Below are 13,982 nucleotides of genomic sequence, written 5' to 3' on the forward strand. Positions count from 1 at the left end.
GACGGCGACGGCCGCAGGGTTCAGCGTCGGCGCAGCCACTCGGCGTCAGCGGCGGACCGGCTGCTGTCTGTCGTCCTGGGCGCGGTCGGCGGGAGGCTCGCGGCGAACCGGGTCTGACGTCGGGGATCCGCGCCTGAGGGGCACCTGATGTCGGATTTCCGGGGATCGGCGGCCGCTGGCTAGGTGGGCGCGGTGAGCGGCACCCAAGGTGGTCGCCGTCAGCCACCCCGCGCCCGGTAACCCCCGCGCGCCCTCAGGAAGAGTCCCTCGTGAACGCCACGACCACGGCACACGCACCGCAGGAACGACGGGCCGCCACGCTCGTCATGGCCTGCGTCGGTGTGTTCGTCGCCTATCTGCCGGTGACCACCGTCTCCGTCAGCCTGCCCGCCATCCAGCGGGCCCTCGACGCCTCCACCGCCCAGCTCTCCTGGGTCTCCGACGCGTTCGTCCTGCCCATGGCCGCGCTCATCCTGACCGCCGGGGTCTTCGGTGACGCCCACGGCCGCAAGAAGGTCTACCAGGCGGGCCTCGCCCTCAGCGGCCTCGGCGCCCTGGTCGCGCTGTGCGCACAGAACATCGAGCTCGTCTGGGCCGGACAGGCCCTGGCAGGCCTGGGCTCGGCGGCCCTGCTGCCCACCACCCTCGCCCTCATCAGCCACGCGGTGCCCGATCCGCGCGAACGTGGCAAGTTCATCGGCCTGTGGGCCACCGCGCTCACCGCAGCCCTCGCCATGGGCCCGCTCATCGCCGGTGTCGTCCTCGACCACTTCGGCTGGCGCTGGATCTATCTGCTGCCCGTACCGGCCTCGCTCCTCGCGGCCGTCTGCGCGGCCCGGCTGCTGACCGACTCCCGCGCACCGGGCTCGCGCCGACTGGACTGGCCGGGCCAGACCACCGCCGCACTGGCCATCACCGCCCTCGTCTACGGGATCATCGAAGGCGGCGCCACGTCCTTCACCGCCCCCAAGGTGATGGTCGCCCTGTCGACCGCCGCGGTCGGAGCCGTCGCCTTCGTCCTGGTGGAACGCTCCAGCGCCGACCCCATGCTCGACCTCTCCCTGTTCCGCAGCCCGGCCTTCACCGCCACCACGCTGATCGCCATGATCAGCTTCCTCGGCCTGATCGGGTTCTTCTTCGCCCTGAGCCTCTACTTCGGCATGGTCCAGCAGCTGTCCACCCTCGACGCGGCCTGGCGGCTGCTGACGGTCACGGTGGTCCCGCTCGCGCTCGGCGCCCCCGTCGGCCGCCTGGTCCACCGGGTCTCGCCGCGGCTCCTCATCCCCGGCGGCCTCCTCGTCACCTCCGCCGCCCTGCTCTCCCTCACCGACATCGACGTTCACACCTCCTTCGGATCACTGGCCTGGCGGCTGGCCCTGCTCGGCCTCGGACTGGCCTTCGTCATCACCCCGATGACCGCCACCGCGGTCAGCTCGGTGCCGTTCCACAAGGCGGGCATGGCCGCCGCCGGCAACAACGCCTTCCGCCAGGTCGGCGGCGCGCTCGGCCCCGCGATCCTCGGCGCGCTGCTGTCGGCCAAGGCCGTCGACGCCCTGCCCGGCCACCTCACCGACGCCGGCCTCACCGGAGCGACCGCACGGCAGGTCGTCGAGGTCGCCGACCACGACGGCATAGGCGCCGTCGCCGGAATGAACCTCGGCGCGGACACGCCCCGCGCCCTGGCCGCCCTGTCCGACGCCTTCCTCGACGGCCTCCAGCTCTGCCTCGCCGTCGCCGCGATCCTGACGCTGCTCGCAGCCGTCGTAGGAATGCTGCTGCTACGACGCCCAGGCCACACGACGACGACCAAGGTGGCCGGACACAGCCCGGAGACGGCCGAGACCCCGTCGCTGACGGGGTGACGGGCTAGTCCCCGAACCCGGGCGACGCCGTCTCGTTCGGCGGGATGGTGCCCGGCGTACCGGGCCGTGCGCGTCGAGCGGACGTCGGTTCGGTAGTGGTGCGGCATCCGTGGGGACGGGTACGGCGCGCCGCAGGGGCCCGGGATCGCGCAGGATGATCCCGGGCCCCGCGACCGGGTGGAAGCCCGCACCGCAACCGATCGGAAGGACGCCGTGGACGCTCAGCTTCCCGATGCACTCGACCTGAAGCTGATGCAGGCCCTGCAACTCGACGGGCGGGCGCCGTTCAGCCGGATCGGTGAGGTGCTCGGGGTGTCCGACCAGACCGTCGCCCGCCGCTTCCGACGGCTGCGTACCACCGCCGGGCTTCGGGTGATCGGCATGCTCGACGAGGGCCGGCTCGGCCGCACCGGCTGGATCGTCCGGCTGCGCTGCACACCCGACGCGGCTGAACAACTCGCGGGCGCCCTGGCCCGCCGCTCCGACACCACCTACATCGACCTCATCTCCGGCGGCACCGAGGTCCTGTGCGCGATGAAGCCGCGCAGTCGGCAGGAACGCGACGAACTCCTCTTCGGCCGCCTCCACCGCACCCCGCGCGTCACCTCCGTCAGCGCCCACTGTCTGCTCCACATGTTCTACGGCGGCCCGTTCGGCCTGCTCAACAAGGCCGGGGCGCTCACCACGGACGAGGAGGCGGCGCTGTGTCCGCCGCGTCCCGAGGCGGCCGAGTCCGCCGTACAACTCGACGCGGAGGACGAGGCGTTGGTGGTCCTGCTGCGGCGCGACGGACGCGCCGGCCTCAACGAACTCCAGGCCGCCACCGGCCAGTCGGAGTCCGTCGTCAAGCGCCGCGTGGAACGGCTGCGTTCCTCGGGCACCCTCTACTTCGACGTGCAGTACGACAGCGCCGCCCTCGGCCTCGGCACCGGCGCGATGCTCTGGCTGACCGTCGCCCCCTCCGCCCTCGCCGACGTCGGAGAGGCGCTCGCCGCGCACCGCGAGGTCGGCTTCGCCGCCGCGACCACCGGCCAGGCCAACCTGGTCGCCTCCGTCGTCACCCGCGACGGCGGCGAGCTCTACCGCTACCTCAGCGAACGCATCGGAGCCCTCAAGGGCGTCCAGACCGTCGAGACGACCCTGACGCTGCGCCGGGTCAAGGAGTTGACGTACGAACCGACCCGGTGACGTGCGGCGCGGGTGAAAACCCTGTGGAAGCGCTGTCGGTGGTGCCGTTTATGCTGCACCGAACGATCACGCGGGGCCAGGGGAGGGCGCGGCATGTTGGGCAGGCTGTTGGGCAGGGGCGCGGAGAGACCAGGGGCGGACACGCACGCCCTGCCCGCCCCGCGTCGGCGCAAGGGCGGGGTCTACGCGCTGCGCGCGCTGGGCGACACACGGGTGCTCGCGCTCGTGGAGGCGGCCGAGTCGGGTGACTGGGCGGCCGTCAAGACGGCCCTCGGCCCGTTCGACCTCGGCCGCGAGCAGTCGGTCCTGGGGCAACTGTCCGGGGTGGACGGCGTGGAGGAGTGGATCGTCCGGGCCGCCGACGAGGACAAGGCCGACAAGGAGCTTCGGGCGACCGCCCTGCTGATCTCGGGCGCGCGCCACATCTCCTGGGGCTGGGACGCCCGTACGTCCGCCCGGGCGGCGGACGTCACCCGCGAGCAGTGGCAGACGTTCTACGAGCGACTGCGCATCGCCGAGGAGCACCTCCTCGAAGCCGTCGAGCTGCGCCCCGACTGGGTCACTCCGTGGCGCCAACTGCTCACCTCCGGACGCGGCATGTCCCTCGACGACAACGTCCAGGAGGCCCGGCTCGCGGCGGGACTCCGCCGCGACCCGCTGGACGTGGACATCCACCTGGAATGGGTGTCGCACCTCCAGCCCCGCTGGGGCGGAGAGCCGGGCCAGGCCCTGGAGTTCGCCCAGAAGGCCTTCGCCGCCGCACCCGACGGGCACCGGCTCGGCTGTGCCGTCGCCATGGCACGCATCGAGGAGTGGGTGGAGTCCGACAACCGGGACTGCCTCCAGCACCCGCGGATCCGGACCGAGTTGAGAGAGGCAGCGGAGCGCAGCATCCTGCACCACGCGTATGAACGGCGCCTGGGCTGGCAGGGCGACTACAACATCTTCGCCATGGCCCTCGCGCTGGCGGGCAGCAGCACGGCTTCCAATGTCTTCCGCGAGCTGGAGGGCGTGTACACCGAGTGGCCCTGGGTCTTCATGTCGGACCCGCAGAAGGCGTACACACGCCTCCGCAAGGCCTTCTGAGCCGACGGCCCCACGGCCCACGGCCCGCGGCCGCCGTCCACCTCCGTCGTTCCCCTCACCCCGGACTGATCCATGCCCCTGCGTGACAACACCGCCGACCACGCCGCCACCGACCGCACCTTCCAGGTCGACCTGCGCGGCCTGGTGGACCTCCTCTCCCACCACCTCTACTCCAGCCCCCGCGTCTATCTGCGCGAACTCCTGCAGAACGCGGTCGACGCGCTCACCGCGCGGCACGCCGTCGAGCCCGGCGGCGACTTCGGCATCCGTCTGTACGCGGACGGCGCGACCGTACGCGTCGAGGACGACGGCGTCGGTCTCACCGAGGCCGACGTGCACACCTTCCTCGCCACGATCGGCCGCAGCAGCAAGCGCGCCGAGCAGGTCGCCGAGCAACGCGCGGACTTCATCGGCCAGTTCGGCATCGGCCTGCTCTCCTGCTTCCTGGTCGCCGACGAGATCCACGTCGTCAGCCGCTCAGCCCGCACCCCCGACGCCCCCGCCGTCGAATGGCGCGGACGCGGCGACGGCAGCTACACCGTCCGTACGCTGCCCGCCGCCGCCCGCCCCCGGCCGGGTACGACGGTCACGCTGACGCCGCGCGCCGACGCGGGCGAATGGACCCGCCCCGCCCAAGTGCACGCGCTGGCCCGCCACTTCGGCTCCCTGCTGCGGCACCCGGTGACGTTCGACGACGGCTCGGCGGGCGGGGGCGTGCCGGTGAACTCCGAGCCCGCGCCCTGGTCGCGCACGTACCCCACCCCGGGCGCCCGCTCCCGCGCGCTGGCCGCGTACGGCGAGGAGGTCTTCGGGTTCGCACCGCTGGACACCATCGAACTCGACCTGCCCGCCGTCGGTCTCAAGGGCATCGCCTGCGTGCTGCCCGAAGCGGTGCCCGCCGGGCGGCGTCATGGCCACCGGGTGCACGTCAAGGGCATGCTGCTGTCCGAGCAGGCCGAGGAGATCCTGCCCGAGTGGGCGTTCTTCGTGCGCTGTGTCGTCGACGCCGAGAGCCTGCGGCCCACCGCGTCCCGCGAGGCGCTCTACGAGGACGACACCCTCGCCGCCGTCCGCGACGCCCTCGCCGAGCGGCTGCGCGCCTGGATCGCCCGGGCCGCCGCCAGCGACCCCGAACTGCTGGGCCGCTTCCTCCAGGCCCACCACCTGGCCGTGAAGTCGCTCGCCGTGCACGACGACGAGATCCTGCGGATGCTGCTGCCCTGGCTGCCCTTCGAGACCACCGCAGGCCACTGCACCCTCGACGAGTTCGCCCGCACCCACCGCACCGTCCTCGTGACGTCCAGCGTCGAGGAGTTCCGCCAGGTCGCGGCCATCGCCTCCGCCGCCGGACTCGGTGTCGTCAACGGCGGCTACACCTACGACCGCCAACTGGTCCACCGGCTCCCCGAGATCAGGCCCGAGGTCACCGTCGCCGACCTCGACCCGGCGACCCTCACCGCCCACCTCGACCCCGTCGACCGGGAGACGGAACTCGCCGCCGCGGCCTATCTCGCCCAGGCCCGCGACGCCCTCGCGGTCTTCGACTGCGACGTCGCCCTGCGCACCTTCCAGCCCGCCTCCGCCCCCGCCCTGCTCGTCGACAGCCGCGAGGCCCGGCACGAACGCACCCGCTCCCAGCTCGCCCGCGAGCAGGAGGGCGGCCTGTGGGGCGACATCCTCGGCGCCCTGCGCCAGGAGGCACCCCGGGCCCAGCTGATCCTCAACCAGCTCAACCCGCTGGTCCGCACCGCCGTCACCATCGACGAGCCCGAACTGGCCCGCACCAGCGCCGAAGCCCTCTACGGCCAGGCCGCCATGCTGTCCCGGCGCCCGCTCAGGCCCGCCGAGTCGAGCCTCATCAACCGCTCCTTCCTCGACCTCCTCGCCCACGCCCTCCGCAAGGACAGCTGACGATGACGACACCTCACCCCCAGAGCACCGACGAGCTGTACCAGGCGCTCAAGGAGAACGACCGGCGCCCCTACGGCCGCACCCGCACCGTCACCGCAGAGGAACTCGTCGACGCCGCCGAGCAGTTCGCGGAGCCCGTCCCGCTCATCGACGCCCTCCTCGAACTCCACGAGGCGTACACCTACGGCTCCGAACCCCGCAAGTCCCCGGTCGTCTTCGCGCGCCTGCTCACCCTCTTCGACGAGCAGCCCGACGTCTTCGACGAGCGCCTGCGCCACCAGCTGTTCTGGCGGTTCAAATGGGTGGCCCACGCCCTGCGCCAGCTGCCCGAGATACCACTGGCCAGCCTGCGCCAGTGGCTGACGGAGATGCGCGACCGGTACGAGAAGGCCGACCTCGGCCTCCAGCCGTACTACGGACAGGCGTACCAACTCGCGGCGCACGTCGGCGAGGACACCGCCCTCGCCTACGACCTGTGGGCGGCCCGCACCCGCACCCGGCTCAGCGACTGCGAGGCCTGCGAGACCTGCCAGCGCGCCCGGCACCACCTCAGGGCGGGCGACGACGAGGGGGCCCTGCGCGTCTTCGAGCCGGTCCTCGCCGGCAAGGAGTCCTGCAAGGAGGAGCCCGCCCGCTCCGCCTCGTACGCGCTGCTTCCGTTGCTGCGCACCGGCGACATCGACCGGGCCCGCGATCTGCACCTCACCGGCTATCGCGCCTGCCGCCGCAACCCCTCGATGTCCGAAGAGGTCGGCCGGCACCTGGAGTTCTGCGCCCTCACCGGCAACGAGGCCCGCGGCCTCGAACTGCTCGCCGAGAACCGGAACCTCTTCGACGAGGTCGACTCCCCGCTGGACCAGCTCGGCTTCCTCACCGGCGTGGAGGTCCTGCTCCAGCGCGTCGAGGCCCTCGGCCACGGCGAGTTGCCCGCCGCCGGATACACGGGACGCACCTGGACCGTGGCCGCGCTGCGCGCCGAGGTGCAGGGCCGCGCCGACGACCTCGCCGCCCGCTTCGACGCCCGCAACGCCACCACGACCCACGCCGACCGCCGCAGGGCCCGCCTCGACCGGGCTCCGCTGCTGGAGAAGCTCGAACTGACCCTGCGTACGCGGGAGCTGGACGAGGTGGCCCAGTCCGCCCCGGTCGCGGCGCCCACCGCCCCCGTGGCGCCCGCCGTCCCCGAGTCGCTGCCCGAACTCATCCTCCGGGCGCGGGAGTTGGACGAGGTGGGACACCCGGACGCCCAGGCCTGCTGGGCCCGGCTGCGCACGCTCGTCGCCGCCCGCGACTACACCCATCCCGAGGACCCGGCCGTCGGCCCGCTCGTCCGACTGCGCGCGGACCTGCTGTCCGACGAGGCCAACCGGGCCGGCATCAAGGACCGGTTCGCCGACGCCGCCGCCCTCCACGAGGAGGCCGCGGGCCTGTACGACGACGCCGGTGAGCCGGCCGACGCCGCGGTCTCCCGTGCCTGCGCGCTGCTGGCCACCGCCGAGATCCCCCCGGAGGGCGAGGCCGCCGCCGAGGCGAGGACCACCGCGCTCACCGAGGCCCACGCCGCCATGGTCCGGCTGCACGAGGAGACGCCCGACCTCCCTCCGTACCAGGAGGCACGTCTCCTGCGGCTGCGGGCCACCGCGCTCGCCGTACGGTTGCAGACGTCCGGGGACGAGGAGCACATCGCGCCGGTCCTCGCCGAGGTGGACCTCCTGCACACGTTCGCGATCCGGCACGACCTCGCCGGACAGATCTCCGGCGCGCGGGTGCTGCGGGTCAGCACCCACGCCCTCTCCGGTGACCTGCCCACCGCGGTCGCCGAGATCGACGCCGTCCTGGACCGGCTGCGCACGGACGGCCCCGCCTGGCATCTGCCGCGCACGCTCGGGCTGCGCGGACGCCTCCAACTCGGCCTCCACGACGCGCAGTCGGCGTACACGGACCTCACCGAAGGGCTGCGGCTGGCCGCCGACTGGCCGGCCGACGTCGTCGACACCACCCGGATCCTCGGCGACCTGGCCGAGGCCTGTATGCACCTGGGCCGACCCGACGAGGCACTGCGGCATCTGACGCGCTCGGCGGAGGTGGACCTGCGGCGCGGCAACCGGATCGACGCGTTCTGCACCTACAGCAACGCGGCCCAGCTCAGCCTCGACCTCGGCCGCGTGGAGGACTGCATCGCCCTGCTCGACTCGCTGCTGGCCGAACCGGACGTCGCCGCCGGTGAGCTGGACGACCGGCTCGCCGCCCAGCTGCGGCTGACCCGCGCCCGCGCGCTGCACACGGGGGAGGACCTGAAGGCCGCCACCGCCGAGTTCGTCGCCCTCGCGGCCGAGTCGGCGGGCTGGGAGGACGACCCGGGCAGCCACGCCATGATCGCCGCGGAGACGGCCGTACTCCTGGGCGAGTCCGGCGAGTTCGAGCGGGCCCGCGAGGCCGCCGACCAGGCACTCGCCGCGCATGCCAAGGCGCCGCGCTTCGAGATGCTCAGCAACAGTCTGCGGGAACTCGCCCGGCTCCAGGCCCAGCAGCAGGGCCCCGACGGTCTGGCCGACGCCCGCGCCTTCCTCGCCGACGCCGGCCGGGTCGCCGACGAGGCCCGCGCCGCCGGGTTCGAGGCCCACGGCCGCTCCCTGGACCCGGCGCTGGCCTACGAGCACGGCCGGGTCAACGCCTACGCCGGCGAGTACGAGGACGCCCTGACCGCCCTCGACAAGGCGCTCGCCCTGCTCGGCGAGCCGGGACAGGGAGACGGCCACGTGGGCGAGTGGGCGGAGTGCGTCCGCCTCGCGGGCGCGGTGGAGGGCATCTACCTGGAACGCCCCGCCCCCGCCCTCACCCGCCTCGACGCGGCGATCGCCCGCCTGACCGCCCTGGGCCACACCGAGGAGACGGAGTCCCTGACCTCTCTGACGGCCCGCCTCCGCGACGAGGCGTGACACCGCGGTGCCGGGGCGAACGACTGCCCCGGCACCGGGCTCAAGGACAGCCGGCGGATCCGGCCCTCGGCAGCGTCACGAAGCGTCGCCGACTCGGCCGACTGCCGGGGACGTTGATCCTTCTCCTAACAGGTGACCAGGTCCGCCCAGTGGGCGGCGAGGGCGGGGATCGGCTGGGGCACCGGGCCGAGCGCCCCGGCGCAGGGCGTGCGCAGATCGTCGAGCGCGTCCTTGAGGGCGTCCTCGCACACCCTCGGCCCGGAGGCCGGCAGCCGGTAGCGGACGGCCGCGGCCGACACGGGCGGGGGCGCGGGCAGGGCGGCGTGATGGTCGACGGGCGTGTAGGTGTCCCAGCCCAGGATGTTGAGGCAGTGGATCTGTCCGGCCCAGTGGGTGGCGTCGCGCATCTCTCCCCGGCGCAGATGCAGCAGGTAGACGCACAGGGCCGCGGTGACACTGCCGGATCCGGCGGCGTAGTGCCACCAGAACTGCGCCCCCTCCTCCTCGTCGGCCAGGTAGAGCAGGCTGGCGAAGGTCAGGGCGCCGTCCGGAGCGCGGTCGTTCTCGAAGGCCAGGATGTGTCCGGACGCCTCACGGTGCTGGACGGTGCCGCGGCACAGCAGACGCAGATCGTGGGCGGCCTGCTCGGGCAGCGCGGCCGCAGGCGTGTGCGCGCAACCGGCCGGAACGGTGCTCAGGAACTGCACCCAGCGCAGCTCGTGCAACTGCCCGGCCAGCGTGCGCCGGGATCGTTCGAGGTCGGCGTCGGTGTACTCGCCCTCGAAGACGCGGGCACGGCGCAAGGCCTCATCGATGCTGCGCGGGGTGCGGTTCACAGGCCCCTCACTCCTTGTCTGCCTCGGGGGCGTCGTCGGTGCGGTACCCCATGGCCGACGCCATGCGGATCTTTGCCGTCCGATGGGTGGAGCGGACCGTGGCCTCGCTGATCCCCATGATCAGGGCGGTGTCCCTGGTGGTGAACGCGAGCGCGTCCCGCAGCACCAGGACATCGAACTGCCGCTCGCTCAGGCGTGCCATGTGGCGGTAGATGCCCAGCCCTTCCTCGAGTTCGGCGAACTCGTCACCGTGCTCGGCGTGGAAGGAGGTCCTGAACGACTCCAGCAGCGGTTCGGTGGCCGCCCTGATGGCACGGGCGAAGGCCAGGTTCTCGGTGAGGGCGGGGCTGCGGCCCTGCGCGTCCAACTCGCCGTGCACGCGTTGCTTGAACAGGGCCCAGGCGTACGCGCCGCGGTCGGCCATGACCCGCAGCCGGGGCCAGATGACGGCCAGGTAGAGGAACGTGGCGTCCACGAGTCGCCGAGCCGCGGCCGGGTCTCCGAGATGGATCCGGCTGTACTCCAGGAACGCCCGGTCGTACCGGGCCTGGAACGCCTCGAAGTCCGGTGGTACCCAGGGCATGTCGCAGTCGATGGCGGGTCCTGCGGGGTCGGGGTGAGGAATGCTCACCGGTGGCCTCCTTCGTCAAGGGCGGCCGCGGTGGGGGGTGTGGGGGAAACGGGCTGCTGTTCGGCCAGCACCAGGGCACCGAGCCGGACTCCGGCGCCGAGCAGGCGCCGCACTAAGAACCACACGTCGGGCGCGAATGAGCGCGCCGCGGCGGCGAGGGCCAGCACGAAGCCGGCGTCGACGTAGTTCACAGTGGCTGTCTTCCTTCGTTTCAGGCGGTGTTGTGACCGCACCGTCCCCCGTCGGGCGGGCAGGCACCTAGAGCACCGTTGCTCTGCGAAACAGATAAGCCTATGAGCACAGCGATTCGTGCAGGCCTCTCAGCACATCGTTCTAACGGAAGGTAACTTTCCGCACGCGGGGCGCGGACGGCGCTTTTCGCAGTCGCACAGCGCTACACTTCGCCACCCCGCGCGCCCCCTGGCGCCACCCTGACGAGCTGCTGGTTTCACAGAAACGGGAGGAAAAGGGTCAGGTTTGCGCGAACACGAAATTGCATGCTCAATTTCAACCTGTGGCGCAGATCACGTTTCGTCCGGTCGCTCGGCCACGAGCACAGCGGAAGGGCGCCCCACCGGTAACGGTCCCGGTGGGGCGCCCTTCTGTCGTGCCCTTCTGCTCCGCTCAGAAGAAGCCGAGCTTCCTGGGCGAGTAGCTCACCAGCAGGTTCTTGGTCTGCTGGTAGTGCTCCAGCATCATCTTGTGTGTCTCGCGGCCGATCCCGGACTGCTTGTAGCCGCCGAAGGCGGCATGCGCCGGGTAGGCGTGGTAGCAGTTGGTCCAGACGCGGCCCGCCTGGATCGCGCGGCCCGCGCGGTAGGCGGTGTTGATGTCCCGGGTCCACACGCCCGCCCCGAGGCCGTACAGCGTGTCGTTCGCGATCTTGATGGCGTCGTCGAAGTCGTCGAAGGACGCCACCGAGACGACCGGGCCGAAGATCTCCTCCTGGAAGATCCGCATCCGGTTGTCGCCCTCGAAGATCGTCGGCTGGACGTAGTAGCCGCCCTTCAACTCGCCGTCGTACTCGATGCGCTGGCCGCCCGTGAGGACCTTCGCCCCCTCCTGACGGCCGATGTCGAGGTAGGAGAGGATCTTCTCCAGCTGGTCGTTGGAGGCCTGCGCGCCGATCATCGTGTCGGTGTCGAGGGGGTGGCCGGGCTTGATGAGTTCGGTGCGGGCGACCGCGGCCTGAAGGAACTCGGCGTAGTTGCCCCGCTGGACGAGCGCACGGGACGGGCACGTGCACACCTCGCCCTGGTTGAGAGCGAACATGGTGAAGCCTTCGAGGGCCTTGTCGCGGAAGTCGTCGTCCCGCGCCCATACGTCGTCGAAGAAGATGTTGGGCGACTTGCCGCCGAGCTCCAGCGTGACCGGCTTGATGTTCTCCGAGGCGTACTGCATGATCAGCCGCCCCGTCGTGGTCTCACCGGTGAACGCCACCTTCGCCACCCGCGGACTGGACGCGAGCGGCTTGCCCGCCTCGACGCCGAATCCGTTGACGATGTTGACCACGCCCGGCGGCAGCAGATCCGAGATCAGGCTCATCCAGTAGTGGAGGGAGGCGGGCGTCTGCTCGGCCGGCTTGATGACGACCGCGTTGCCCGCGGCGAGCGCCGGGGCCAGCTTCCAGACCGCCATCAGGATCGGGAAGTTCCACGGGATGATCTGCGCGACCACGCCCAGCGGCTCGTGGAAGTGGTAGGCCACCGTGTCGTCGTCGACCTCGCCGAGCGAGCCCTCCTGCGCGCGGATCGCCCCCGCGAAGTACCGGAAGTGGTCGATGGCGAGCGGGATGTCGGCCGCCAGCGTCTCGCGCACCGGCTTGCCGTTCTCCCAGCTCTCCGCGACCGCCAGCGGTTCGAGATACGCCTCCATGCGGTCGGCGATCTTCAGCAGGATGTCGGACCGCTCGGTCACCGACGTACGGCCCCAGGCCGGAGCGGCCGCGTGCGCCGCGTCGAGCGCCCGCTCCACGTCCTCCGCCGTACCGCGCGCGACCTCGGTGAAGGGCTGCCCGTTCACCGGCGACGGGTTCTCGAAGTACTGCCCGCGGGCCGGCGGCACGTACTCGCCGCCGATGAAGTGGTCGTAGCGCGCCTGGTAGGAGACGATCGCGCCCTCGGTGCCGGGCGCCGCGTAACGGGTCATGCTGGTCTGCCTCCCTGCGAAGCGCTGCCCGCCGTTGGGCAGCTCTCGGCGCGAGGCTAGGGAAACGGACGTTGCAACTACGTTGCCACCGGCCGCCGCCAGCCGAGCTCCGACTCCAAGGCCGCGAGCCGGGCCCGCACCGCCGCCGTCGGCCGCGCCGCCGCCAGCGCCCGCCATACGTCGAAGTCGTCCTCGCCCCACGGCGTGTGCACCCAGTCCGCCAGCAGGTCGGGGTCGCGGCGGGCGATCAGCGCGGTACGGAGTCCGTCCGCGAGCCGCTGCCGCAGCCGCACCACGGCCGGCGCCTGCGAGGAGGGCAGCAGCGGTCCGGCGTACGCCGACACCGCCGCCGTCACCGCGCCGGTCTCCAGCCGCCGCTCCACCACGGCGACGTCCGACCCGACAGGCACCGTGAGCCGGTAGGGGCGCGAGGCCAGCAGCCCGGGACCCAGCACCCGGCGCAGCCGCGCCAGTTCGGCCCGGAGCGTTACCGGGGTCACCGACTCGTCCTCGTACAGCGCGCACAACAGCTCGTCGCCGGTCAGCCCCTCCGGATGGCGGGACAGCAGCACCACCAGCTCGCTGTGCCGACGGCTGAGCCGGATCCTGCGCCCGCCGACCAGCACCTGTGCCTCGTCACGGCCCAGTGCCGAGAGCTCGGGCACGCCGGTGGCGGGCGTCTCCGGCGCGAGCAGCGCCAGTTGGGACTCCGCCGCCCGTGCCACCGCCTGCACGAACCCCAGGCTGTGCGGATGCGCGAGCCCGTCCCCACCGGTGATGTCCACGGCGCCGAGCACCCGGCCCGTACGCGGATCGTGCACCGGAGCCGCCGCGCAGGTCCACGGCTGCACCTGCCGGATGAAGTGCTCCGCGGCGAACACCTGCACCGGCCGGTCCACGGCGACCGCCGTACCCGGCGCGTTCGTCCCGACCGCGGTCTCCGCCCAGCGCGCCCCCGGCACGAAGTTCATCCCGTCCGCCCGCCGCCGGGTCGACGCATGCCCCTCCACCCACAGCAGCCGTCCGTGCGCGTCGCACACCGCGAGCAGATGCTCGCCGTCCGCCGCGAAGGTGCCCAGCAGTTCACGGAAGAGCGGCATCACCCGCGCCAGCGGATGCTCGGCCCGGTACGCGCCGAGGTCGCCGTCCATGAGTTCCACGCTCGCCGTGCCGTCCGGACCGACCCCGGCCCGCGCGGAACGCCGCCACGAGTCCGCCACCACGGGGCGCACCGGCCGTGGCACGGTACCCCCCTCGGTGAACGTCTCATGCGCCCGGCGCAGCATGCGCGCCTGCTCGGCGGGGTCGGCCCCCGGCTCCAGGGCCACCCACGGATCGGTCAACTCGGCCTCCCCGGAAGGCGATGCGGCTGATGCCATCG

At 72.5% G+C, this 13,982-nt stretch carries 10 protein-coding genes; 5 read left to right on the forward strand and 5 right to left on the reverse strand.

Annotated elements, in window-relative coordinates; genetic code table 11:
- Window positions 1-269 precede the first annotated feature (269 nt).
- The 5 genes from OG885_RS38605 to OG885_RS38625 all read left to right on the forward strand — a co-directional run bounded on the left by OG885_RS38605 (window position 270) and on the right by OG885_RS38625 (window position 8,986).
- The gene (locus tag OG885_RS38605) at window positions 270-1,862 is read left to right on the forward strand and encodes an MFS transporter (RefSeq protein ID WP_405740036.1); all 1,593 of its coding nucleotides are present in this window, start codon (window positions 270-272) and stop codon (window positions 1,860-1,862) included.
- A 213-nt stretch (window positions 1,863-2,075) separates the two neighbouring features.
- The gene (locus OG885_RS38610) at window positions 2,076-3,050 is read left to right on the forward strand and encodes an Lrp/AsnC family transcriptional regulator (RefSeq protein WP_405740039.1); all 975 of its coding nucleotides are present in this window, start codon (window positions 2,076-2,078) and stop codon (window positions 3,048-3,050) included.
- 93 nt (window positions 3,051-3,143) lie between these two features.
- Window positions 3,144-4,136, forward strand: coding sequence for a hypothetical protein (locus tag OG885_RS38615; protein WP_405740042.1), 993 nt, complete (start codon window positions 3,144-3,146; stop codon window positions 4,134-4,136).
- Between the two features lie 72 nt (window positions 4,137-4,208).
- The gene (locus OG885_RS38620; protein WP_405740045.1) at window positions 4,209-6,047 is read left to right on the forward strand and encodes an HSP90 family protein; all 1,839 of its coding nucleotides are present in this window, start codon (window positions 4,209-4,211) and stop codon (window positions 6,045-6,047) included.
- A 2-nt stretch (window positions 6,048-6,049) separates the two neighbouring features.
- Window positions 6,050-8,986 (forward strand): hypothetical protein, encoded by a 2,937-nt coding sequence (locus OG885_RS38625; protein ID WP_405740048.1) that lies wholly within the window; start codon window positions 6,050-6,052, stop codon window positions 8,984-8,986.
- A 125-nt stretch (window positions 8,987-9,111) separates the two neighbouring features.
- On the opposite strand, the gene OG885_RS38630 is transcribed toward OG885_RS38625, so the two are convergent.
- The 5 genes from OG885_RS38630 to OG885_RS38650 all read right to left on the reverse strand — a co-directional run bounded on the left by OG885_RS38630 (window position 9,112) and on the right by OG885_RS38650 (window position 13,944).
- Window positions 9,112-9,822, reverse strand: a complete 711-nt coding sequence (locus OG885_RS38630) for a hypothetical protein (protein WP_405740050.1) — start codon at window positions 9,820-9,822, stop codon at window positions 9,112-9,114.
- Window positions 9,823-9,829: 7 nt separating this feature from the next.
- On the reverse strand, window positions 9,830-10,453 hold the full coding sequence (locus OG885_RS38635) for a sigma-70 family RNA polymerase sigma factor (protein WP_405740053.1): 624 nt from the start codon (window positions 10,451-10,453) through the stop codon (window positions 9,830-9,832).
- Window positions 10,450-10,644, reverse strand: a complete 195-nt coding sequence (locus tag OG885_RS38640; protein ID WP_399960624.1) for a hypothetical protein — start codon at window positions 10,642-10,644, stop codon at window positions 10,450-10,452. The genes OG885_RS38635 and OG885_RS38640 overlap by 4 nt, the downstream gene beginning before the upstream one ends.
- Window positions 10,645-11,077: 433 nt before the next feature.
- Complete coding sequence (locus OG885_RS38645; protein ID WP_405740056.1) at window positions 11,078-12,601, reverse strand: aldehyde dehydrogenase family protein; 1,524 nt, start codon at window positions 12,599-12,601, stop codon at window positions 11,078-11,080.
- 77 nt (window positions 12,602-12,678) lie between these two features.
- The gene (locus tag OG885_RS38650; RefSeq protein WP_405743076.1) at window positions 12,679-13,944 is read right to left on the reverse strand and encodes a GAF domain-containing protein; all 1,266 of its coding nucleotides are present in this window, start codon (window positions 13,942-13,944) and stop codon (window positions 12,679-12,681) included.
- Between the last annotated feature and the right edge of the window lie 38 nt (window positions 13,945-13,982).

This window comes from Streptomyces sp. NBC_00028, from assembly GCF_045041065.1.
In the GTDB taxonomy this organism is placed as follows: Bacteria; Actinomycetota; Actinomycetes; order Streptomycetales; family Streptomycetaceae; genus Streptomyces.

Bases quoted from the DNA above. Each gene is read 5' to 3' on its own strand.
- OG885_RS38625 (WP_405740048.1), top strand. From the start codon at position 6,050: ATGACGACACCTCACCCCCAGAGCACCGACGAGCTGTACCAGGCGCTC.
- OG885_RS38615 (WP_405740042.1), top strand. From the start codon at position 3,144: ATGTTGGGCAGGCTGTTGGGCAGGGGCGCGGAGAGACCAGGGGCGGAC.
- OG885_RS38645 (WP_405740056.1), bottom strand. From the start codon at position 12,601: ATGACCCGTTACGCGGCGCCCGGCACCGAGGGCGCGATCGTCTCCTAC.
- OG885_RS38620 (WP_405740045.1), top strand. From the start codon at position 4,209: ATGCCCCTGCGTGACAACACCGCCGACCACGCCGCCACCGACCGCACC.